Below are 22118 nucleotides of genomic sequence, written 5' to 3' on the forward strand. Positions count from 1 at the left end.
AGGGACCATTTCATTGGTCCCTTTTATGATGCAGATTTCTTTTGTTGTAAAAAGACCGAGTCCCAAAACCAAAAAAACAGTGCCGCTAAAAGGCTGATTGCATAGTAATTCTTTGAAGTTAAAACTTCCATACTGACGTCAAGATTAAGCACCGAACTATAAATGAATACGGCCAGCAAAGAGAAAAAAATATAAAGGCAAAAATAGTTTAAACTGAATTTTTTAGGATGTTTATTAAAAAGGACCTGTACCGGAACAGCAAATAATAAATACGGGATAACGACATAAAAAGAAACCACGATAACGCCAATCATCCCCCAGGTATCCAGGCTGAATACAACCAACACCGTGGAAAGCGACAGACAGGAAAAGACTAGACTAAAAAAATAATAAGGAATCACATCGCTTAGCTCCGAAACCTTTTGACTGATTTTCCAAAGTTCCATTTTAACCAGCACCTCGATATAAGCAGACGGACAAAGCCATCTACCATAATTTAATGGGGATTTTTACATAATTATTATACTATATAAAATGGAGGCGTTTTTATTTTGGAGCTATATATCGAGTTATTCGTGTTTCTGCCCATCATCTTTTAATCGTCCTTTCCAATAGATTCATACCCTGGTTGGTAAAAGCCGCCATTGTCGTTTATTACTCTGCCATTTCCTATATCTTCATTACCACAAAAAATAAAATGGATAAACAGTATGGGAAATGTGGGTTGACACGATGACTGGTTATTATTTATGGTCCTTTTTAATCATTCTCCTGTTCATTTATTTTAAATGGTTCACAAGTGTGAAAAGTAAGGAAGCGAAGGGCTGGGTGCTAATTAGTTTTATTCAGTTTTTCATACGGGTATAGACCATAAGGGTTGGATATTTATCCAGCTCCAAAATAAGAAGGTTGCCGGAGCAACCTTCCATCATGATATATCTCAATCTTAAAATTTAATTTTTGTTAGCATCAGCAAAATGCCCCATCGCATCACACATGAATTGAGCTAAACCATCACCGTATTGGTCGATATTTTTGGTGAAGCGTTGATCATCCACATACATTTGACCTAAGCCTTTGAAAGCATCCAGTGAGTATGTGCCGAAGTTATGGTTCAAACAATCATACCATTCTTTAATGGCCTCTTGTGCCTCCTCCGACTTAGGCGAAGCATTTCGGATTGCCGCAAGTTTTAAATAGATCTCCGATACAACTTTCTGTGCATCTTTGGACATGCCCGCCACTTTAGCCTTCGACTCATCGACAGCTTTATCCCCCCAAAGCTTGCGAGCTTCTTCTTCATATGGATTCTGACTGAAGTCAAATCCTTCAAATTTCTCTTTATTCGTCATCTGAATTTCCCCTTTCATATGCTTGATCGATTTTTCGACCGTCTTAATTAATTTATCGAGCTGACTGCGTTTCTCCAGTAACATTTTTTGATGTTGCTTTAACGCATCTTGTTTATCAAACGAAGAGCTGTTTACCATTTGTTTTATTTCCTTTAATGGCATGCCAAGTTCCCTGAAAAACAGGATTTGCTGCAACATCTCAAGATTATCATTCGAATAAAGGCGATAACCTGCATCGGTTATTTCCTCTGGCGACAATAACTCGATTTCATCATAATAATGCAGCGTCCGCACACTAATGCCAACCAAATCGGCTAGCTCCTTCACTTTCATCGCCACTGCTTCTTACCTCCTTTCGATATCATTTACATTAAGGTATTACGCAACGTCAGAGTCAAAGGAAAAATGAACATTTCCCGCCCAAATTTAAAAGACGATCCTTCCTAATGAAGAATCGCATGTTAGTAGAGTTCACTCTTTGTAAAAGCTTCGAATTAAAGCCAAATCTAATTTACTTGTCCGCTATTGTTGTTCATGCACTATGTAGTAAATTTCCCATTACTCTTGAGTTTTACGCTTTTACTCGTGAATTTACCCCATTTACTCGTGAGTTTCCGTCTTTTACTCGTGAATGCTAAACTTTCACTCGTGAGTCTGGGCTTTACTCATGAATTAAACATCCTTCTACCTCCAATGATCGGGAATGCTTAATGAGTGCGGTAATTTTGTCTTCGTGTCGCCTTTAGCCGAGTTAATCTGTGCTTGTGTGATGAAGAAACTACCGGTGAGATCGGCACCGCTGGGATACCTTTTGACCGGCACATGGTGTACCTCCATCTTTATCAAATGCAAAATCAGCAGATTTTGCATAAGGCAAAGCGACACAACACAAACCGAAACAATCCTCACAGTCTGCACATAATTGATTAAGAATTCTATGGTTATTCGTTTAAACAATATTTAACACTTTCTCCAATAAAACCGATCGTATGATTCCTGCTATTTTACCAAAAATTCCAATTAATCTATATTAGCAAAATTCAAATAATCAAGATCTGATAATCCACTTGATAATATAGTTTTGTTTGAAATCAATCGCAGATCTGAAAGGAAATTAATCAGGATTGCAAGTGATTTCCATAATATCGAGGAATTATTAATCATGTTATAATTTCTTCAAGATCACGGAACTCTAGGGGGGTGTAGGCATGTATCCTTTTAACGGCAGAAAAAAAGGCGAGACAAAAAAAGAAATGCAGGATTGCAACTACACGTTGGAAACTGCCGCAGAAGGGGAAATGGACGAAATGTCTTTTCAAATCGCAAGAATTCTTCGGCCAACGTCAAAAGAGATCATCTTTTTATGTGTTGGTTCAGATCGTTCCACGGGAGATTCATTCGGGCCTTTAGTAGGGACGATGCTAAGAGAAAACCAAGTCCCTTATCCTGTCTTCGGAACACTTGCAGAACCTGTTCACGCCCTTAATTTGAAAAGTGTTTTTAAAGAAATAAAAAAGCAATTTAAAAATCCCTTTATTTTTGGCATCGACGCTTGTTTGGGAGGTTATCATCAAATAGGTTCTATTTTTCTGACAAAAGGTCCTTTTAGCCCTGGTGAAGCCATGAGTAAATCCTTACCTGAATTGGGTGATTATCACCTAAAAGCCGTCGTAAATTATTTAGATCCCCTTTTTCCCCAACAATCTTTAAATGGTACGAGGCTGGATACTGTCATGAATCTGGCGAAGATTACCACAAAAATCATAGTTAAAGCCGTCTAAAATAATAGGAAAACCCCAATAAAGCCTTAGCTTTTTTGGGGTAAACAATGAGATGCATAAGGACATTGCTATCATCATGCTAAACCTGGGTCATTAAAGTAAATAATTTCTGAAAGAATCTTATTGCCCTGAATATTACAAAGAACGTCCCTTGCTGCTTGTTCTGTTTCAAATTCATACATTACAATACCTCTACTTTCATAGAGTGTGATGATCCACATTGAAAATCCTCCATTTATAAAATATCGATTTGCCGATCTGCAAGATAGAGTAACCATCCCTTTTACTAAATGACTCCTAAGATTATTGCCGCTATTGTCATGACAGTGACAGTCCCTAATGCCCATTTCACGGCAAACCGCTGTAAATCCCCAAAGTCAGTGCCAACTAAACCTATTAGTAAATGGGCTGCAGCTACCAAAGGACTCAATACGTGTATTGGCTGCCCTATTAATGAGGCGCGCCCTATTTCTGCCGCGCTAATTCCATAAGCATCAGCGGCTTGTGCGATAATGGGAAGTACGCCAAAATAGAATGCATTATTTGACATAAAGAAAGTAAAAGGGGCACTGGCATACGCAACAATAACCGGTAAAAATGGTCCAAAAGATTCCGGGATTAAAGAGACCAACGTAATGGCCATTGCATCAATCATTTTCGTTCCAGACATGATGCCGGTAAAAATCCCGGCTGCAATGACAATGGAAACGACGGCCAATGCATTTTTCGAATGAACAGCGATTCGATCCTGCTGATCTTTCAAATCAGGATAATTGACCAATAACGCGATGGCGAAAGCAATCATGAATAAAATGGTCAAAGACATAAAATCAATGATTAAAGATGCCATCAGTACAATCGTTAAAATGAAGTTGAACCAGACCAATTTCGGCCTGCGATAATCACGGGAAACCGTTGTTGCCGCTAACTCGGAATTGGCCTCCGAGTTCATGTCATTTGTGTGATTATGCTGGATCTCGACTACGCCCAATCTCTTTCGTTCCCCTTTTCCCAATATAAAAGCCACGACAAGAACCCAAATTAGGCCAAATCCCATGACAGGGATCATCGGCAAGAACAATTCCGATGCGTCAAGGTTCAACGATGCCATCGCCATAGCGGAAGCTCCCCCCCAAGGTGTCATATTCATTACACCCATGGATAGCATCGCTACAGTGGCTAATATTATTTTGTTCATGCCCAGACGCTTATAAAGGGGTAAAAGTGCTGAGACAGTAATGATGTAAGTAGTTGTCCCGTCCCCATCTAATGCGACGGTCATGGAGAGAATAGCGGTTCCTACAACTATTTTTAAAGGATCTCCTTTTACTATTTTCAATATTTTAGAAATAAGCGGATCAAATAAACCGGAATCTATCATTATTCCAAAATATAAAATCGCAAACAAAATCATTATGGCAGTTGAAGCTATCCCTTCAACACCCTCCTGCATCATGGGTCCCAGCTCTGTAAAAAATCCTCCAATCACTCCAAATATGATAGGAACGAGCATAATGGCCACTAGTGCCGATAGTCGCTTCGACATAATTAAATACATGAATACTGCAATCATCGAAAATCCTAAAATGGATAACATCTTCAAGCTCCCTTCCTTATGATAAAACGTTTACCGCCATCATTTTTGACAGCGCTTTCTTTAGAGACTATCATCCATTAAGGCTTATTCACATATAAAGAAAGTAATAAGAGTTTTATTCATATTTTTCACGCCCGAAAAAGAAAAAAACCCCTGTTGATGAAAACGAATTTCATCAACAGGGATTTAATCGATTTTTTATTTTATATTTTCTTTCAGGCCTTCCAACACTTCCATACAAAACCTCAACTTCCATTTCATCACAGGAAACTAAATACTCCAGATATCTGCGCATGGTTGAATAACTAATTCCAACGAGCTGACCTAGTTCATCCGCATTTAAACTGCCACTGACGTTTTGAATCTTACTTCTGACCATTTTCAAGGTATGTTTGTCAATCCCCTTGGGTAGAAGATTCATTTGGACTTCATTTGCTGTATTTGGATTACTTATGGTCCTAAAAAGAGTATCGACTTTATCTTGATTTACTAAGTTGTTATCATGCAGCTGCCGTCTCGTCAGATCATATTGATTGAGCGTCGCAAGAAGCTTATCAATAATGATCGGTTTGATAAGATAACCAAAAGCACCTCCCCTTATCGCTTCACTGACTGTTTCGGTATCATTCGCAGCGGTGATCAGAATTACATCAATCCCCCGGTATTCCCTCCTAATTTCCCGAAGAAGATCGATTCCATTCATATCAGGTAAAAAGATATCCAATAAAATTAAGTCCGGTTGTGCGGCATGCAAAATATTTAATGCTTGCTTGCCTGTGCTAGCTGTAGCCATGACGGTGAATCGATCAAGTTGATTCGTAAATTGTTTATATATATTCACTGCATTTTCGTCATCTTCAACAATGACGACTGTAATCGGTCCTTTGGACATTCTTAAGCCTCCTTTTCTGCTTTGAAATCCTTCGGGATGACGATGGTAAAACTTGCTCCTCCCAAATAACTGCGAGCGATATAAATTTCACCGCTTAAAAGATCAATGGAGTTTTTTACAATGGCCAAGCCGATCCCATGATTTTCCCCATTTTTAGTCGTATAACCATCTGTAAAAATAATATCTCCCATGGCGTCAGGTATTCCTGGACCGTTATCCTCGATATCAAATATAATTTCATTCCCTAAATCCGTAAACGAAATTTTGACCTTTCCCTCATTTTTGTTCTTTTGCCGTGCTGCCTCCATCGCATTATCGATGACATTACCAATAACGGAAACCAAGTGATGGGAATCCTCAGGTTTTAATGAACTATTTAAATTGCTTTCCTGTTCTATTTCTAATAGAACCTGCAGTTCTTTTGAACGGTTTATCTTTCCTAGTAAACACGCGGCTATTAAAGGGTCTTTAACTGATGACATAAGAAACGAAATGATATCTTGCCTCTCCTTCACTTCTGAAGAGATGATGTCCAATGCCCTATCGTATTGTTTTAAACTAAGTAATCCATAAATGGTATTTAATTTGTTTAAAAACTCATGGTTTTGTGCACGCATATTTTCTGAAAAGGCCTTGATTTCTGAAAATTCATCGGTTAATTGTTCAATTTCGGATACTGTTCTTATTGTTAAAACGATGCCCCTGACGTCCTTATGATTTAAGATAGGGGATAAATCCAAAATGTATAGCTGTTGGCCTAAGAGTAACTTACGATTGAACTGTCCCTCTTTTGTACTGATTACTATTTTGATGAGTTTTTCTAAATGTCCATTTACAATCCGCTTTCCCACCATAAGCTGATGATCATGAAACAATTCACGTGCTCTTTTATTCATGGAAGTAACCTGTTTTTCAATATTAATCGTAATGGTAGCATATCGGATGGCATCAAGTGTCGCTTCCCTTTCTTGAAAAAGAAAAGAAATTTCCTCCGGCTCTAGACCTAAAATAAGCTTTTTTAAGCGTCGCGCTATAAATATTGCCCATACGATTCCTACAATGATTGGGATAAGTGACAAATGAATAATCTTCATTTTATAATTGGATAGTTGATCTTGCACATTCTCTATCAAAAACCCTACCGATGAAACACCGATCACTTCCCCTTTATCATTCCAGATAGGCGCCTTAGCTTTAATCGCTGGACCTGATATCCCATTTCCTTGATAAATAATTGATTTGTGTTCCTTGAGTACTGCATCATTACTAGTAGCCGTAGGTTTACCAATATATTCTGGATTAGGATGAGAGTATCGAAGTCCTTTATGATTTGCAATGGTTACATAATCGGCACCTGTTGTTTGACGAATCATTTCTGATGCGGGTTGAATTACCTTCGATGGCTGATCTTCATTAAACCCCTGGATGATCGTTGGATTTTGAGCCGCTAATTTGGCCACCGTCATTGCTTGCTTACCCATATGGTTTTCGACGATGTCTTCCAGCAGTGTAGAGAATAGAATGCTCACAAGCAAGGTACTGATAAAAACAACGAATATGATAAGTAACGTCATTTGAGTTAATAAGTTCACTCTAATTTTAAACATCTGCTTTTATGCCCTAAGCCTTTCCGTATTTATTGCTCCTACTCGTATAGTGAATTTTTCCGTTTTCAAACAAGCCACTAATCGTTCCTTATCACATGGACTTGAATAAAATAATAGCAAATTCCCATGTAACAAAACAGTTTAATTTATACCGTGGCTGAGACCAGGCGTGAACCTTTTCCTTTAAAGGTAAGGTTCACCTAGTTGATAGGTCCTCCCATTCTTCAAGTGAAAGTTTTTCGGTTAATTGGTTCGGGCGCAAAAAAGGTTCAATCGATGTCCTTTTTCCAAAAGGGACGACTTCTATTTTTAGGGATTTGATCCAAGTTCATGCATTTTTCATATTTTCATAAGATACTCGAAAGGATATGCCTTAGTGAAGGGGGGGATGGTGTTTGATATTCTTTCCCTTCCCATAAGCCAACCCAACTTTTGTTTTCCTCTATCCAAATGAAGGCAGTATCTTTATCCCTCCAAACTAGTTTCAAGCCTATTTTCTTATAAAAGCCATTGAGATGGCCAAATCCTTGACAGGTAAATGGGCTTCATATAAACCTTCTATCATATTACATTCTCTTTTCTCCTGAAACCTTCATTTTTACGAACAATTCAAAAAAACACCCCCATAAACCTTCCTCCTTTTTGTAGTGGTAATTCAATTAAAAAACCCGAACAAGGACACGTTTCATTCGTGTCGATTATTCGGGTCACATTTTCACCATCGGCCTGATCAAGGTTTAAAACTTCTCGGGATATAGTCCTTCCGCTATTGTTCGTAAGGCAAGGGGGGCACGGATCCCTTCCGCGCCCGCTGAAAGAGGGAGCACGATGATTGCCTTATTTCGAATGGCCGGTACATCCGCCAGTTCACTTTTATTCAACAAGAATGCTTCTTTTTGCTTAATGGGGATATCGCCGTAATCAATGATGGCAATGACATCCGGATTCCGATCGACGACTTCTTCCCAACTGACCTCAGGCCATCCCCCTTCCGTATCGCCAAAAACATTTTGGCCGCCAGCCATGGAAATGATCCCTGTCATGTAATTATTTTTAGCTGCCGTTCTCGGGACTTCTTCACCGCTGTCATATACGAAAACATTTTTGGGCTTGCCTGCCGCTTCGATTTTTGCTGTAGTTTCTTTTATATCCCGTTGCATTTCTTCGATGAGGTCCGCGGCCTTTTCTTCTACATGAAAGATGCGGCCAATATTCTCAATATCTTTAAACACATCTTCCATTGTCGGTGTTGAAGTATTGGAAGACTCCTGGATATATGTATTGATTCCTGCTTCTTTCAGCTCTTGGACAGTTCCTAATGTTTGTTCCGTAAAGGCACTTTTCCAGCCTGCATATGCAAAATCCGGCTCAGCTTCAAAGAAAACTTCTTTTGATGGGTATTCCTTGGAAAGCACAGGCACCGTTTCATAGGCATCTTTATACTTGGGCAAAATTTTGTCATCCAAATAAGCCGTACCTGCCAATGAATCCTGCAATCCCAATGCAAGCATGATTTCCGTGGCATGCTGATTTAGCGAAACCGCCCGTTTTGGGGCCTCTGCATAGGTGAATTCATGATCCAGATTCGTGATGACCAGCTCTTCTTTTCCACCCTTTTCACTCTGTTCGCCTCCGTCCTTTGATGCCTCCTTGGAGTTAGTGCATGCGGTCAATATCATCATTGCCAATAAACTGATGCTTAACAAAATCTTTCGGTAACCAGTCATATATTTCCCCTCGTATCTATTGTTTTTTATATATGTGCTAAAAAGGTGATATGCGTCTTTTGCGTGACAGGGTGTATGCCGATTTCCGTTTCGACCCCGAACACCTTCCTTATCATTTTTGTCGTCAAGACAGCTTCTGGCGTTCCCGATGTGATCACTCTGCCATTTTGGATGACATAGATATGATCACAATACATGGCTGCCAAATTTATATCATGCAGGGCTGTCAAGACCGTAACGTCCAGCTTTTTTACAAGATCCAGCAATTGGAGCTGATGCCTGATGTCTAAATGATTCGTTGGTTCATCGAGGATGATGATGTTCGCTTCCTGGGCAAGGGCACGGGCTATGAGGACACGCTGTTTCTCACCACCCGATAAGCTCATGAAACTCCTGTCTTCAAATCCATTCATTTCGACGCGAGCTAATGCATGATTGACGATTCGTCTATCTTTCTCCGTATCTCCCTGAAATAAGCGCTTATGGGGATGCCGCCCCATCCAAACCATCTCTTGTACACTAAAGTCGAAGGACAGGGATGTTTCTTGACTGACAACCGCCATTTCCCGTGCTGTTTGTTTCGGTGAAAGCCGGTAAAGGTCACGGCCGTCCAGGTGAACAGCACCAGTATGCGGCTCCATGATTCGGGAAGCATTTTTTAATAAGGTGGATTTCCCGCTCCCATTCGGGCCGATCAGCCCAACGAACTGCCCAGTTTTAATATGCAGGGATATATCCTCAATAATAGGAGTGTCCATTATTGAATAGGACACTCCTTCAATCGCTAATCTCACTTGCCGCCACCTCCAAATGAATATGAACTTCGCCTTAAAAGCCATATGAAGAATGGTCCTCCACAAAGTGCGGTGACAACGCCGATCGGAAGCTCTTGAGGTGCAAGGACCAGCCGGGCACATACATCTGACCAAATGACGAGGATCATGCCAATCAATATGCTGCATGATAGAACTCGTTTATGATCTGTCCCTACCAATAGCCGGGCTACATGCGGTACGACCAAACCGATGAACCCAATCGAACCGCTTACAGCCACAACGGTCCCCGTAACTAGGGACGTAATGATGATCAGAACTTTACGGAAGGTTTCCATATTGACTCCAAGCGTCGCGGCGGCCTCTTCGCCCATCAATAAGATATTGAGGGAGCGGGATTGTACGATAAGGAAGAAGGAAACCACAAGTACTACAACCGCTGGAATCGGTATGTATTCCCATTTTGCACCCGCTAAGCTTCCCATCATCCAAAACATCGCTTCACGGATGCCTGAATCTTTTGGTGCAAGAGTAACAATGAAATTAGTGGCAGCCGACATGATCATCGAAATCGCTACACCTGCCAATAACAGCCTTGTCGTTTGGATTCTCCCTCCCACTTGAGCCAATAAATAAACGGAAAGCATCGCAGCCATGGCCCCCAGGAAGGCGCCTAATGACAACGCATATTGGCCGAATATTGGCAGCGCCCCAAAAAGAATGACAAGAGTTGCAGCAACAGAGGAACCAGATGAAATGCCCAGGATATAAGGATCTGCAAGTGAATTGCGCACCAATGCCTGGATGACGACACCCACTATCGATAATCCCGCACCTACCACCGCACCGAGCAATACACGGGGCAGACGGATATCCCAAATGATCCGCTCTTGTGCGATACTCCAATTTACCTCCAGAGAATCGCCGATAAAAGGCAGATGCCCTAATGCGATCTTCCAAGCCGTTAATGCCGACATCTTAACTGGCCCAAGGGTAACGGCGAATGTAATGGATAATAAAAGGATGCATAGCAAGAAAAATAGCTGGAAACGAAACCTGAGCTTGGCCTTTCTCTCTAAATGCTCAAGCCTATCCCCGTTCCCATTCAATGAGCTTCTAATCAATGACTCTTCCAATGATGAATTCCTCCTTCAGAAAAACAACACAAAAAACCCCAGTCCCTTTAACAAAGAATGGAGTTACGAGTATAGGCCACAAAATACGGAGGGACCTAAGTCCGCCTTTTCTTACTCTCGAACACCTCTCCTCTCAGCGAAGGAAAAATTGGTGATGCTCGCTGGGTAGGTCTCCTGGCTTCCATATCAACATTTCCTTTCGTCTTCCCTGACTGACGGTCAAGTGACATCCTGAAAGAAAACTCCTTGGTTACAGTGGCGCGACCACTCGGGATTTACACCCGATTCCCTGTTACCCTTTGTTCACACAAAGGCACCTAGCGGCATATATATGAACTTCGCAAAATTTTCCAAACATTAAACACAACGTTAGTATAATATACTCCCCCTCCTTTCACAATTAAAAAAATGGAATGCGGTCTTTTATATAGAAGAAAATGGATTTAAAGGTTCCTACTATAATGGAAAAATGTTAGCTATTGACCCGAATCCGCACTAATTTCCTCATTAATCGAAGTCCGTTCAAAACCGTTCTTCACCCAAACCTTTTGGGAGGCGATATTGTCACTTGTCGTTTTGGCATGTATTTGCGTCACATTCCATTCCGGTGCCCTCTTCACCAAAAGCTTTAAAGCTTCGTTCGCCATCCCATTTTGCGTAAACGCTTCACCGATCCTATAACCGACATGAGCCGTACCATTCAGGGGATTGATATCCACAAGATTAATCCTGCCGGCGATTATGCCTGAACCATCCTTAATCAAATAAAAAGAGGAGAAGGCATCTTCCTGCTCTTTTAATAATTCCTTATGCCTGATTTCAAACGTTCCAAAGTTATAATAATCATCTCCCTGGCCTGGGACCGTTATCTCGAACAACCTTCTATTATTACAATCAAATGCACATAACGCTTTTGCATCCTGTTCTTTAAGCCTGGCAATGTATATATCCACCATTCTTTCATCCTTTCAAAAATGCTAAGAAAATGCGACCTGATATATCATTCATGAAAAAGCATATCCTTCCTCATACATATATAATGGAAGATTTATACTTAGCTTGTTCCATCCTCCTCTTTTTTTGTAGCTTCTTATTCAGGCCCTGAATAGAGTTACATACATGAATTACTTAAAAAGTCAAAAAAATATTATTTTCTTCTGGTAAAAAAACAATGGATGATGTATTATAGTCTTCAGATATTCATTATTCTCATTTGGTTAATCGGAATTAGGAGGAATATAAATGATTGGTTATGTGTTTTTAAACCTTGCCATAATGCTCGTTCTTTTAGGCGTTTTATTTTACATGAATAAGAAGCATATTTCCTTTACAAAAAGGGTCTTTACTGGACTTGGTTTAGGGATTGTGTTCGGACTTCTTTTGCAGTATTTCTATGAACCTCAGTCAGAAGCGATCGTTAAATCGGTCGATTGGTTTAACATTGTAGGGTCCGGCTATGTCAAGTTCCTGCAAATGATCGTCATGCCGCTTGTCTTCATTTCGATCTTATCCGCATTCACAAGATTGAAACTAACTAGCAATATTGGAAAGATCAGTGTCCTGATCATCGGAATCTTGCTTGGAACGACTGCGATTGCAGCAGCTGTCGGGATCACCTCGGCCACTGTATTCAATTTGGAAGCCGTTCAAATTGAGCAGGGGGAAGCGGAGTTAAGCCGCGGGGATCAAATATCCGAAACATACGGTACGATTCAGGATAAAACGATGCCGCAGCAAATTCTTGAGTTGATTCCGTCCAATCCGTTCCTTGATTTAACGGGAGCACGTCCAACATCAACCATTTCCGTTGTAATTTTTGCTGCATTCCTTGGGATTGCCTATTTAGGGGTCAAAAGGAAACAGCCTGAACATGCTGAATTTTTTGCTAAAATAGTAGATACATTGCACAGCATCGTCATGCGCGTAGTAACATTGATCCTGCGTTTAACGCCTTACGGAATCTTGGCGATCATGACGAAGACTGTAGCGACGAGTGATTTGGATGCCATCCTGAAATTGGGGAAATTCGTCGGTGCCTCTTATGTCGCCCTGATTGTCATGTTCCTCATCCATCTGTTATTGCTGATGCTTGCAGGATTGAATCCAATCGTGTACTTGAGAAAAGCTTTCCCGGTATTATCGTTTGCCTTCACTTCAAGAACAAGTGCAGGAGCACTGCCATTGAACATCCAAACACAGAAGCAACTAGGCGTGTCCGAAGGTATCGCCAACTTTGCCGGATCATTCGGCTTGTCGATCGGTCAAAACGGCTGTGCCGGAATCTATCCGGCCATGTTAGCGGTCATGATCGCTCCAACCGTTGGAATCGATCCACTAGCGCCTTCCTTTATAGCCATGTTGATTGCCATCGTGGCCATAAGTTCTTTCGGGGTTGCAGGTGTAGGCGGAGGGGCAACATTCGCTGCCATCCTGGTATTATCTGCAATGAACTTGCCAATCGCCCTGGCCGGACTGCTGATTTCAGTCGAGCCATTGATCGATATGGGAAGAACGGCTGTGAATGTCAGCGGAAGCATGACTTCCGGTATTCTGACTAGTAAAATAACGGGCGACCTGGATAAGGAACAATTCAGCGAAGAATCATCCTTGAAAATTGAGGCTGAGATGTAAAAGAAAAAAGCATTGGACTTCCTGTCATGGGAGGTCCGATGCTTTTTTTCATTCATATCCCTCATACGAATCCGCATTAACAATTGCAGTGGGATTTTCTTCATACATAATAATTGTGTCACCAGTTAAACTGGACATCCCACTTTACTGAATGATATGTACATCGTGGATTGTTACTGAATGTAGGATGATTGAATAGATAAACATTTCTCTTATCATATAATCAGAATATAATCAGATGCAACCAGTTCAAAACCCGGCCAATACTTTTCCAACTTTGCTTTAACCAAGTCTTCAGTAATTCGATTAAGATGATAAGGCATTCTTTTCCTCCGCTTCACTGTTACATGAGGTTAATGACATGATCATATAACACACCTATCTAATTTTTTATTAGAACAAAAAAAGCCACTCTAACATATCAGCTCATGGGAGCGAATATTCTTAAGATGGCTTTTTTCCTGTGGTCACTTTTTAATTTGCCTCGCTGTGTAATGATTGGCCTGAAAAGCCGATAGCGCCTGAAACATATACTGTACAGCTGCATATACCCCACATGCAAGGAGTATTCCTGCTAGTACATCCAATACAGCATGCTGTTTCGTAAATAGCGTGGAGAGAATGATCAGTATTCCAAATGCAGTGACACTGGCAAACTCCCATTTATGCTCCCCTTTCCGCTTATGGGCGACGATCATCATGATGAATGTAGTCAGTACATGAATGCTGGGAAGACAGTTGACAGGCTGATCATGACTATAAACAATTCGCATTAAATGGGCAAAGATATCGTTCCCTACCACTTCTGGACGCGGGACTGTCGTTTGCCAAAGGCAATATACAAGAAAACAGAGAAGTTTCCCCGATATCAAACTGCCTAATCCTACGAAATAGTGCCTTCGGTCAACAAAACAGTAGTAAATGAGCAATCCATAGATATACGGATACCAAAGTAAATAAGGAACGGCAAATTCTTTAATAAAGGGAATCTCCCCATCTATTATAGTTGTAACATCGACAGCATGACCTGAAGATTGATTGATGATTGAATAGATGGAACTAGTAATCCCCAAAAGTAATAAATAGGATAACGGGTGAAAGGATAATATGGAATTGTTTTTCATAGCTCGCTCCGACTTTCAATATATTGGTTTTTTCCAAAGATTATTATACAACATTTTTCACTAGATTAACTCTTTAAACACTAAAGTTTATGATTCCCATGAACTAGTGAAATGGATATCTCTTACTTTCCATCAGACTAAAAATGCATAACGAAAGCCATGGCAAACATACCACGGCTTGAAACTGATACATATATGCGAGAAGGCAAAAGTGATATTCCCGCTTTCTCTAGATTTTATTATGGCGTTTTTTCCATACAAACGTTAAGGAAATGAAAATGTAGATGCAAAGTGTAATGATCGTAACGGTTATGGATGTCGTGAAAATGATTCCGATCAGGATCGTTATTAAAGCGATGATCGCAGCCCAAGTCGTATACGGGAACCATTTTACCGAATAGGCACTTGTTTTTCCGGACTGTTGTTTACGTGATTTCAAATGGGCGAAAGCAATGATCAGCCAAATGAATAATACGGTATATCCCAGCGAACCCATTAGGAATTCGAAGGTCTTGCTTCCAGCGAATAAGGAAATCAGTACACCGCCATATAAAGCGGAAGTACACATTAATATTGCGGGAACAGGTACTTTCTTCTTGGATAACCGGGAAAAGATTTTCGGAATGCGGCCATCCACGGCTTGTGTATACAGAACGCGGGATGAACCATACAACCCGGAGTTCATCGATGAAATGATCGCTAATAGAACAACGGCGTTCATAATATGGTCGGCACCTGGAATACCGATCATTTGAAAGACCATGACAAACGGACTTTCCTGCACCCCGTTTACCTCGTTCCAAGGAATTAAGCTAACGATGATGAAAAAAGGAATGATATAGAAAGAAATGATCCTGACCAATGTACTGCGAACGGCTTTTGGAACCACTTTTTCAGGATTTTTCGTTTCAGCCAATGTGACCCCGATGATTTCCGTACCGCCATATGAATAGATTACCACCAGCATCGCCGTGATCAAACCTGTCGATCCATTCGGAAAGAAACCTCCATGCTCAGTCAAGTTAGAAAAACCGACGGCTGCATGATCACCAAAAGTGACGAGCAGCAACAATAATCCAGCCATGATGAACACAATGATGACGGTAATTTTAATCAAAGCAAGCCAGTACTCCGTTTCAGCAAAAACCTTTACCGACAGCAAGTTAACCGCAGTTACTAAAACCGAAACAGCTAATGCCAGTATCCAGATTGGATATCCAGGCAGCCAATATTGAATGAAAATCGCCGCAACCACTGATTCGGCCGCGATATTCAATACCCACATTTTCCAATAGATCCAATCCAGGAAATAGGCAGGATACTTTCCTAAAATCGATTGGACCAAATCCCTGAATGTTCGTGCACCGCTATTGCGGACCGCCATTTCAGCTAAGCCTTGCATGATGAATAATAGGATGATGCCTCCTATCAAGTACGCAATGATTACGGAAGGGCCTGCCATATCAATGGCTGAACTGCTTCCTTTAAATAAACCTGCCCCGATGGCACCGCCTAATGCCATCATCGTAATATGCCTTGAAGTCATTGTCCTCTGTAAATTTCGTTTGTCCGTTTCCATATCCTTACCTCCCAAAAATCAAAAAAAGCATATCGTCTCTTCCTTCATAATCAAATGAAGAAAGAGACGATATGCCTTAAGCTTACCGCGGTACCACTCTTATTGGCTCTTTAAGAACCCTGCTTTAAAAACCTTGTAACGAAGGTCAATCGTTAAAACAAAAGAAGAGAATAATTCCTATCTTCCGCTTTACCACTCCCAGGCAAGTTCAAAGTATCATTGGACTGCGTTGCACCAACCCGCAGCTCTCTTTACCGAATAATGAGCTTTTACTACTCCTGATCATTGCGTTTCAAAAATTATATCTGAATATTTTTAATAATATCCCATACTATACGGACTCAAAGTAAATTTGTCAATAACTTTCTTAGGATAATATTTTCAAAGAAACAAATCATGGAAAATCGTGTTGAGCCAGCCATATGAAATCCGTAAAACACTATATAAAATACAGTTGATGCCAGTACTCTGGGAAGGTTATTAAAGATGACCGGTCATGAACCTAAAGAGTTATTAAGAACTCTTCTAAATGGAATATCCAACAAATAACACTGCCCCTATTTGCAGCCAGACTCTCCTAAATGTTTAAAACTCCATCCCTAACCATGATGCAGCCACCATCAGAACCCCAACGACAATCACTATAACCGGTCCTAAAACAATTAATCCGAATAGCAATGAGACTATTGCGTCCAGGAAAATTCGAAATGGTCCCGCTTTTTCCTTTTTATTGGCTTGGTCCGTTAATAAGTCTTCAAGATGACCCACCTTTTGCTTCAATTCCTGCAACTCTTGAATCACGCTTGTGTCTTGGTCCATTAAATACCACCTCCTGAAATAACAATAAGTGTTAATTCTATCATTTTCATCCATTTTAAAAAAGTGAAATGTAACTTCGAAACCAACTCCATCATTCATTTCCATCCATAAATATGAAAACTTTTTTTTCAAATTATGTCATCAATGATACAATAACAAGGTTGAAATCAAATCAATCTATAGAACACGTGAGGTATCATACTTTTTATGAGAGCATTACGATTATTAAAGAGTTTTAACTTTTTATATTTTGGACTGCTTGCCATTTTCATTCCGTTTCTCCCAGTCTATCTGGCTGATCAAGGTTTGCGTCCAGCCCAAATCGGATTCATCATCGGTACAGGTGGTTTTGTCACCCTCATCACCCAGCCTTTATGGGGAATGATCAGCGACAAAACAAGGACTATACGAAAAGTCCTGTTGTTACTCATCTTTTTCTCGAGCGTCATCGGTTTTTTCCTATATGATTCAAGCAGTTATCTTCAGCTTATCCTGTTTGCCATGCTCTTATATTTCTTTCTGATGCCGATCGATCCCCTGACGGAAAGCCTCAATTTTACGATTGCAGAGAAATCCGGGATCAGTTACGGTTCCATCCGGACATATGGTGCTTTGGGTTATGCGGTCATATCGCTCATCACCGGCTATGTTATGTCATATTTCGGAGCGAACAGCCTGGCCTTCCTTTTCGCGGGCATAGGTTTAATCAGTTTCATTGTCAGCTGGATGATGCCTGATGCACCCGTTTCGGGGAAACCTGTCACATTTAGCAGCCTCAAGCATTTTTTCAGTAATAAAGAGACGCTTCTCTTTTTGTTATTGGTCTTTATCTGTGCTGTCCCAGCAAGGATGAACGATACTTTCCTCGGAGTTTATATCAGGGAACTTGGAGGAAGCGCCAAGCTTGTAGGCTTGACCTGGTTCTTGGCGGCGGGAAGTGAAATCGTTGTGTTCGCCCTAAGCTTCTGGTGGCTGCGCAAAGGGAAGGAAATCATCATCATTTCGTTTGCAGCAGCGTTTTTCTTTATCCGTTATTTCGTCTCTGCGTGGATTACCGATCCACAGCTATTAGCTTATTTGCAAGTCATGCAGCTATTGACTTTCCCGATTTTCTACTCGGCAGCCATCCAATATCTGTATCGGATCGTTCCTGTTGAATGGCGTGCCACAGGCCAAACCGTACTGGCGCTGCTATTCTTCGGGGTTTCGGGAATCATTGCCTCTTATATAGGCGGAGCCATATATGGGGCTTTCGGCGGCAAGACCCTTTACCTGTTCATCTCCTCCATCTCCTTTACAGGAATGATATTCGCTTTGGTTCTTTATCGGATATACGGCAAGAGGCTCGATACCCCAGAGGAAGTTGTATAACCCAAAAAACTGTATAAAAAAGAGCATGTTTTAATCAAAACATGCTCTTTTTGCATTCTATTAGCGAAATAAAGGGGCAACCGTTAACAATAACACAGAGAAGCAAAGCAGGATTGTCGTAGTCCTTTTTGAGAGTTTTACTTGTCCGTCATTTTTATAGAACCCTGAAAATTGAAGCCGGTTTTTATAAAGTACATAAAGTAATGGAAAAATTGCCATAGCAACGATCCATCCGCCCCTGGTATTCTCTACGGTTATGCCAAAAATCGCATAAATTGAATTAATGATGAACCCCATTATCAATCCAATAACGAAAATAATGGTGATTATACGAAATAATTCTAAGATAACTCTTAACATCATTTCACCCGCTTTCTGCCTGGTTTCCCGTTATCCGTAAAAAAAAGGCTGCAATCAGCAACCTTGAAAGAACTTTTACAGGATGGGATAATTCCCTAAATATAGCAAACTTTCATCTTTTGGTAAATAGATGCTCTTTACTCTTCCTCTTGAACAAGCGAATGCTTAAATGCGTAAATCACTGCTTGCGTGCGGTCCTGCACGGCAAGCTTACTTAATATATTGCTAACATGCACTTTGGCCGTTTTCAGGGCTATGTATAGTTCATCCGCAATGTCCTGATTCGTTTTCCCTTGTGTCATCAGCAGCAAAATTTCCATTTCTCGGTTTGTCAATTGATCATGAAGCTGGGTAACCTTTGGGCGACGCAGCTTTTCCATCATTTTTCCCGTCACTTCAGGTTCCAGTACACTTTGCCCCTGGAAAGTGGAACGGACGGCTCTCGCAATCTCACTGGCCTTTGATGTTTTCAACATATAGCTCGTCGCTCCGGCTTCCAATGCCGGGTACACCTTTTCATCATCCAAGAAGCTTGTCACAATGATGATCTTTGCTTCTGGCCATTTTTCAATAATTCGTTTCGTCGCTTCGATGCCGTCCATTTCCGGCATCACCAAATCCATCAAAATGATATCCGGACGCAATTCCATTGCCAGTTCGACAGCTTTCAAGCCATTATCCGCTTCCCCGATCACTTCGATATCCGACTGTGCGGATAAATAAGCCGACACCCCTATCCTTACCATTTCATGGTCATCGACAAATAATACTTTAATCATCATGGTCACCTCCAGCATTTAATAATGGGATTTTCACTTCAAGTTTCGTTCCTTTATTAGGAACACTTACAAGTTGCATCGTTCCGCCTAATTCAACAGCCCGTTCATGCATGTTTTGAAGACCATATGATCCCGTTTTCGACTCCTCGACGTTAAAACCGATGCCATCATCCGTTATCCGTAAAATGATCAGCCCATCCCGAACGATCAATAGCACTTCAAGCGAGTTCGCTTTTGCATGTCTTAGCGTATTGGAAATCGATTCCTGTAAAATCCGAAACAGATGGTCCTCAATCCCCTTGTCCAGAGTGACAGGCTCCATCTTCCAATTTATATCCATCGTCACTTTTTGTGCCAATTCCAAAAGGAGCTCTTTCATTCCTTCATGTAAAGATTTTCCCTTTAATGCGACAGGTCTCAAGTGAAGCAATAAAGCCCTCATCTCAAGCTGGGATTGATGGATCATTTCTTCCACTACCTTGAATTGTTTCATTTCCGTTTTTTCCATATCGGATTGAGATTCGGTGATGGCCGACATGAACATCGAAGCAGCAAACAATTGCTGACTCACCGAATCATGCAGTTCCCGTGCCAAACGGTTTCGTTCCTGGGAAACGATTTCCTGGATCTGTTTCTCCTGATCAATGGCCTTTTCATTCGCCATTTTTTGCGATAATTTTGTCTGCTCATTGATTTGCTTATGGATCAGTTGCATTCGTTCCACCATTTTAGCCAGCTCTTGGACCGGATACGCCTCCTGTTGTGAAGGTAAGCGGCCCTGTTCAAGTAAATGCAGCCCTTCATCCACCCTTTCCAGCTGCCTCTTCCAAAACATTCCCGAAACGACTCCATAAATCAACCCTACAGACATGACCAGGCTTGGCAGGAATATGACGAAGGGTAATCCCATGACCACTTTCTCCCACAGTAAGCTCCAGTCGGACAAAGGAAAGATGAAGAAAACCGCTGCCGGCAAGATGAGGGAAAGAACGAAAGCAACACCAAGGGCAGTCAATATCTGCCGTGTCACTATACTCATATCCGCTTCACCTCTAAATCCCCAACTAAGATTGAAGTGATGATATGAACCTTGTGATCCGTTTCATTGAACCCTTCCGTTTGGTAGGAATAAATTTGATTAAAGACCCTGGATTCAGGCTTATTTTCAAAAATCCGCGCTCTGCCAGCAATGACCGAGTGATGGACCCTGATTTCGATGCCATACGGTACAAGCACAGTGATATTGCCAATGATATTCCTGATGGAAATGACAGCGTCGCCTTTCGGTAAAATCGTTTTGCTTAAATCGATAACCGTATCACCGACTCCTCCCTGAACATTCACGGAATTCCATTCATATACATGCTCGGCCGTTTGTTGATGACCGAACAACTTATTTTTAAAAAGGTAATCGATTTTCAGCAATTGTTCCTTATTGATCTTTTCTTCTTCCGAATCATCATTGGTTAGAATCGGACTGACCCAATCAGGATTCTTTTTGGACTGATAATATAAAAGCAAAAAATAAATGAGGATTGCCATTAGGAAAAATCTAAAGACGAACATATTCAAGACAGTGATGATAAGGGAAATCAACCCTATAAAAAATAGGATTTTCCCGATTGTCCGTTTTGTGAATTTCCTGCCTAAATAGATACATCCAATTGAAAAAGCGAGGGAAAAAAGGAGACCTCCACCCGTAAATGAAATCTCTAAAAAAAGCAAGACGACTCCGATGAGAAGCATCCATCCCATATAGTCCGTCTTCATCTTGTTCAACATCGGTTCGCCTCCCCTGTATACGTTCATGATATTCTTAAAAGGCACAGGAACCCGTGCCTTTTAAGAATACCATGAAATTATCACGTTCTGACAGCCTGTTTTCCCCGACTTCCATTCAAAAAGTCCAGGGGCTGACAGCGATGCCTAAAAAATCTTTACGCTTCTTTCTGTTCCAATTCTTTTTCAAGCTGGACAATCCTGGAATCGATCGTATGCCGATTATAATCTGTATGGACCTGATGCTCGATGCGATCGATATAATGCTCCATTTCTTCAAACATCGCTACCGGTTTGGCTTCTGAACTGCCTCCGTCCAAAACCCGATTGATCCGGTTGTTTGCCCGGGCAATATTTTCCCTGCCCATCAGTTCCAGCCGCTTTAGATGCATATCCTTCAGCTTATGCTTCATTTCTTCATATTTCCGCTCCAGTTCAGCCAGCTGAACCTCTGCACTTTTATGCGCCTCCTTCAAACTTAGCGCTCGGTCTTCATAGTGCAGGCTTTCCTTTACAGCAAATTCCATTAACTCTGTTTCTCCCGACTGCTTAGCTATCTCAGCCTGATGCTTACGCTTTTCAGCTAGATGATGCGCTTGATTATATTCACGCGTAAACTCTTCCTTTAAAAGATATTGACGTTCAAGCAGCTTACCGACCTTTTCTGTCTCCTGCTCACATTGACGCAAATATTGATTTAGCATTCCAATTGGATTTTTTTGCTCCTTTTTATCCAACAAATCGTGAAAATCCGCAGAAATCGTTTGTTTCATTCTTGAAAATAAATTACCCATTCCAATTACACCCCTTC

At 41.1% G+C, this 22118-nt stretch carries 21 protein-coding genes, 1 pseudogene, 1 riboswitch and 1 other annotated feature; of the genes and pseudogenes, 3 read left to right on the plus strand and 19 right to left on the minus strand.

Features of this window, described 5'->3' with window-relative positions:
* Positions 1–23: 23 nt before the first annotated feature.
* The 3 genes and pseudogenes from IOC57_RS15840 to IOC57_RS26335 form a co-directional block, all read right to left on the minus strand.
* Positions 24–446 carry a UPF0715 family protein gene (locus IOC57_RS15840; protein ID WP_207439633.1) on the minus strand — a complete coding sequence of 141 codons (423 nt, stop codon included), beginning with the start codon at positions 444–446 and terminating at the stop codon, positions 24–26.
* A gap of 507 nt (positions 447–953) precedes the next feature.
* Positions 954–1691 (minus strand): MerR family transcriptional regulator, encoded by a 738-nt coding sequence (locus tag IOC57_RS15845; protein WP_207439634.1) that lies wholly within the window; start codon positions 1689–1691, stop codon positions 954–956.
* A gap of 442 nt (positions 1692–2133) precedes the next feature.
* Positions 2134–2286, minus strand: a pseudogene (locus IOC57_RS26335) (pentapeptide repeat-containing protein); the annotation flags it as partial.
* Between the two features lie 274 nt (positions 2287–2560).
* On the opposite strand from IOC57_RS26335, the gene yyaC reads away from it, so the two are divergent.
* Positions 2561–3133: a spore protease YyaC gene (gene yyaC, locus IOC57_RS15855; protein WP_207439635.1), complete on the plus strand. Its 573-nt coding sequence runs from the start codon at positions 2561–2563 to the stop codon at positions 3131–3133.
* 74 nt (positions 3134–3207) lie between these two features.
* On the opposite strand, the gene IOC57_RS15860 is transcribed toward yyaC, so the two are convergent.
* From IOC57_RS15860 to IOC57_RS15895, 8 genes are all read right to left on the minus strand, one after another.
* Positions 3208–3354, minus strand: coding sequence for a hypothetical protein (locus tag IOC57_RS15860; protein ID WP_207439636.1), 147 nt, complete (start codon positions 3352–3354; stop codon positions 3208–3210).
* A gap of 65 nt (positions 3355–3419) precedes the next feature.
* Positions 3420–4730 carry a CitMHS family transporter gene (locus tag IOC57_RS15865; protein ID WP_207439637.1) on the minus strand — a complete coding sequence of 437 codons (1311 nt, stop codon included), beginning with the start codon at positions 4728–4730 and terminating at the stop codon, positions 3420–3422.
* Between the two features lie 175 nt (positions 4731–4905).
* Positions 4906–5622, minus strand: coding sequence for a response regulator (locus IOC57_RS15870; protein ID WP_207439638.1), 717 nt, complete (start codon positions 5620–5622; stop codon positions 4906–4908).
* Between the two features lie 2 nt (positions 5623–5624).
* Positions 5625–7229, minus strand: coding sequence for an ATP-binding protein (locus IOC57_RS15875; RefSeq protein ID WP_207439639.1), 1605 nt, complete (start codon positions 7227–7229; stop codon positions 5625–5627).
* 737 nt (positions 7230–7966) lie between these two features.
* Positions 7967–8956, minus strand: coding sequence for an ABC transporter substrate-binding protein (locus IOC57_RS15880; protein WP_207439640.1), 990 nt, complete (start codon positions 8954–8956; stop codon positions 7967–7969).
* Positions 8957–8982: 26 nt separating this feature from the next.
* Positions 8983–9750: a heme ABC transporter ATP-binding protein gene (locus IOC57_RS15885; RefSeq protein ID WP_309487716.1), complete on the minus strand. Its 768-nt coding sequence runs from the start codon at positions 9748–9750 to the stop codon at positions 8983–8985.
* Positions 9747–10763, minus strand: a complete 1017-nt coding sequence (locus IOC57_RS15890) for a FecCD family ABC transporter permease (RefSeq protein WP_286184924.1) — start codon at positions 10761–10763, stop codon at positions 9747–9749. Before IOC57_RS15890 ends, IOC57_RS15885 begins: the two co-directional genes overlap by 4 nt.
* 249 nt (positions 10764–11012) lie before the next feature.
* Positions 11013–11200, minus strand: a riboswitch (cobalamin riboswitch).
* Between the two features lie 141 nt (positions 11201–11341).
* Positions 11342–11821 carry a GNAT family N-acetyltransferase gene (locus IOC57_RS15895; RefSeq protein WP_286184913.1) on the minus strand — a complete coding sequence of 160 codons (480 nt, stop codon included), beginning with the start codon at positions 11819–11821 and terminating at the stop codon, positions 11342–11344.
* 286 nt (positions 11822–12107) lie between these two features.
* Here IOC57_RS15895 and IOC57_RS15900 point away from each other — a divergent pair, with 286 nt between their 5' ends.
* Entirely contained in the window at positions 12108–13496 is a 1389-nt protein-coding gene (locus IOC57_RS15900; RefSeq protein ID WP_207439642.1) for an L-cystine transporter, read from the plus strand.
* A gap of 467 nt (positions 13497–13963) precedes the next feature.
* Here IOC57_RS15900 and IOC57_RS15905 read toward each other — a convergent pair whose 3' ends face one another.
* From IOC57_RS15905 to IOC57_RS15915, 3 genes are all read right to left on the minus strand, one after another.
* Positions 13964–14620 (minus strand): phosphatase PAP2 family protein, encoded by a 657-nt coding sequence (locus IOC57_RS15905; RefSeq protein WP_207439643.1) that lies wholly within the window; start codon positions 14618–14620, stop codon positions 13964–13966.
* Positions 14621–14849: 229 nt separating this feature from the next.
* A complete protein-coding gene (locus IOC57_RS15910; RefSeq protein WP_207439644.1) occupies positions 14850–16199 on the minus strand; it encodes an amino acid permease in 1350 nt (449 codons plus the stop codon).
* 59 nt (positions 16200–16258) lie between these two features.
* Positions 16259–16494, minus strand: a binding site (T-box leader).
* Positions 16495–16784: 290 nt separating this feature from the next.
* Complete coding sequence (locus IOC57_RS15915) at positions 16785–17018, minus strand: hypothetical protein (protein WP_207439645.1); 234 nt, start codon at positions 17016–17018, stop codon at positions 16785–16787.
* A gap of 207 nt (positions 17019–17225) precedes the next feature.
* Between IOC57_RS15915 and IOC57_RS15920 the strand changes: the two genes are divergently transcribed.
* The gene (locus IOC57_RS15920; RefSeq protein WP_207439646.1) at positions 17226–18389 is read left to right on the plus strand and encodes an MFS transporter; all 1164 of its coding nucleotides are present in this window, start codon (positions 17226–17228) and stop codon (positions 18387–18389) included.
* Between the two features lie 60 nt (positions 18390–18449).
* On the opposite strand, the gene IOC57_RS15925 is transcribed toward IOC57_RS15920, so the two are convergent.
* From IOC57_RS15925 to IOC57_RS15945, 5 genes are all read right to left on the minus strand, one after another.
* Complete coding sequence (locus IOC57_RS15925) at positions 18450–18749, minus strand: hypothetical protein (protein ID WP_286184914.1); 300 nt, start codon at positions 18747–18749, stop codon at positions 18450–18452.
* 137 nt (positions 18750–18886) lie between these two features.
* On the minus strand, positions 18887–19528 hold the full coding sequence (locus IOC57_RS15930) for a response regulator transcription factor (protein WP_207439648.1): 642 nt from the start codon (positions 19526–19528) through the stop codon (positions 18887–18889).
* The gene (locus tag IOC57_RS15935) at positions 19521–20567 is read right to left on the minus strand and encodes a sensor histidine kinase (RefSeq protein ID WP_207439649.1); all 1047 of its coding nucleotides are present in this window, start codon (positions 20565–20567) and stop codon (positions 19521–19523) included. The genes IOC57_RS15930 and IOC57_RS15935 overlap by 8 nt, the downstream gene beginning before the upstream one ends.
* Positions 20564–21310: a cell wall-active antibiotics response protein LiaF gene (liaF, locus tag IOC57_RS15940; protein ID WP_207439650.1), complete on the minus strand. Its 747-nt coding sequence runs from the start codon at positions 21308–21310 to the stop codon at positions 20564–20566. Before liaF ends, IOC57_RS15935 begins: the two co-directional genes overlap by 4 nt.
* 155 nt (positions 21311–21465) lie before the next feature.
* Complete coding sequence (locus IOC57_RS15945; RefSeq protein WP_207439651.1) at positions 21466–22101, minus strand: PspA/IM30 family protein; 636 nt, start codon at positions 22099–22101, stop codon at positions 21466–21468.
* Between the last annotated feature and the right edge of the window lie 17 nt (positions 22102–22118).

Source organism: Bacillus sp. SD075 (assembly GCF_017355165.1).
Classification (GTDB): Bacteria; Bacillota; Bacilli; order Bacillales; family DSM-1321; genus Peribacillus.

Excerpts from the sequence above, each read along its gene's own strand:
- IOC57_RS15875 (WP_207439639.1), bottom strand. The coding sequence starts at position 7,229 with ATGTTTAAAATTAGAGTGAACTTATTAACTCAAATGACGTTACTTATC.
- yyaC (WP_207439635.1), top strand. The coding sequence starts at position 2,561 with ATGTATCCTTTTAACGGCAGAAAAAAAGGCGAGACAAAAAAAGAAATG.
- IOC57_RS15905 (WP_207439643.1), bottom strand. The coding sequence starts at position 14,620 with ATGAAAAACAATTCCATATTATCCTTTCACCCGTTATCCTATTTATTA.
- IOC57_RS15870 (WP_207439638.1), bottom strand. The coding sequence starts at position 5,622 with ATGTCCAAAGGACCGATTACAGTCGTCATTGTTGAAGATGACGAAAAT.
- IOC57_RS15945 (WP_207439651.1), bottom strand. The coding sequence starts at position 22,101 with ATGGGTAATTTATTTTCAAGAATGAAACAAACGATTTCTGCGGATTTT.
- IOC57_RS15895 (WP_286184913.1), bottom strand. The coding sequence starts at position 11,821 with ATGGTGGATATATACATTGCCAGGCTTAAAGAACAGGATGCAAAAGCG.
- IOC57_RS15930 (WP_207439648.1), bottom strand. The coding sequence starts at position 19,528 with ATGATTAAAGTATTATTTGTCGATGACCATGAAATGGTAAGGATAGGG.
- IOC57_RS15915 (WP_207439645.1), bottom strand. The coding sequence starts at position 17,018 with ATGGACCAAGACACAAGCGTGATTCAAGAGTTGCAGGAATTGAAGCAA.
- IOC57_RS15860 (WP_207439636.1), bottom strand. The coding sequence starts at position 3,354 with ATGTGGATCATCACACTCTATGAAAGTAGAGGTATTGTAATGTATGAA.
- IOC57_RS15865 (WP_207439637.1), bottom strand. The coding sequence starts at position 4,730 with ATGTTATCCATTTTAGGATTTTCGATGATTGCAGTATTCATGTATTTA.
- IOC57_RS15920 (WP_207439646.1), top strand. The coding sequence starts at position 17,226 with ATGAGAGCATTACGATTATTAAAGAGTTTTAACTTTTTATATTTTGGA.
- liaF (WP_207439650.1), bottom strand. The coding sequence starts at position 21,310 with ATGTTGAACAAGATGAAGACGGACTATATGGGATGGATGCTTCTCATC.
- IOC57_RS15935 (WP_207439649.1), bottom strand. The coding sequence starts at position 20,567 with ATGAGTATAGTGACACGGCAGATATTGACTGCCCTTGGTGTTGCTTTC.
- IOC57_RS15840 (WP_207439633.1), bottom strand. The coding sequence starts at position 446 with ATGGAACTTTGGAAAATCAGTCAAAAGGTTTCGGAGCTAAGCGATGTG.
- IOC57_RS15880 (WP_207439640.1), bottom strand. The coding sequence starts at position 8,956 with ATGACTGGTTACCGAAAGATTTTGTTAAGCATCAGTTTATTGGCAATG.
- IOC57_RS15900 (WP_207439642.1), top strand. The coding sequence starts at position 12,108 with ATGATTGGTTATGTGTTTTTAAACCTTGCCATAATGCTCGTTCTTTTA.
- IOC57_RS15925 (WP_286184914.1), bottom strand. The coding sequence starts at position 18,749 with ATGTTAAGAGTTATCTTAGAATTATTTCGTATAATCACCATTATTTTC.
- IOC57_RS15910 (WP_207439644.1), bottom strand. The coding sequence starts at position 16,199 with ATGGAAACGGACAAACGAAATTTACAGAGGACAATGACTTCAAGGCAT.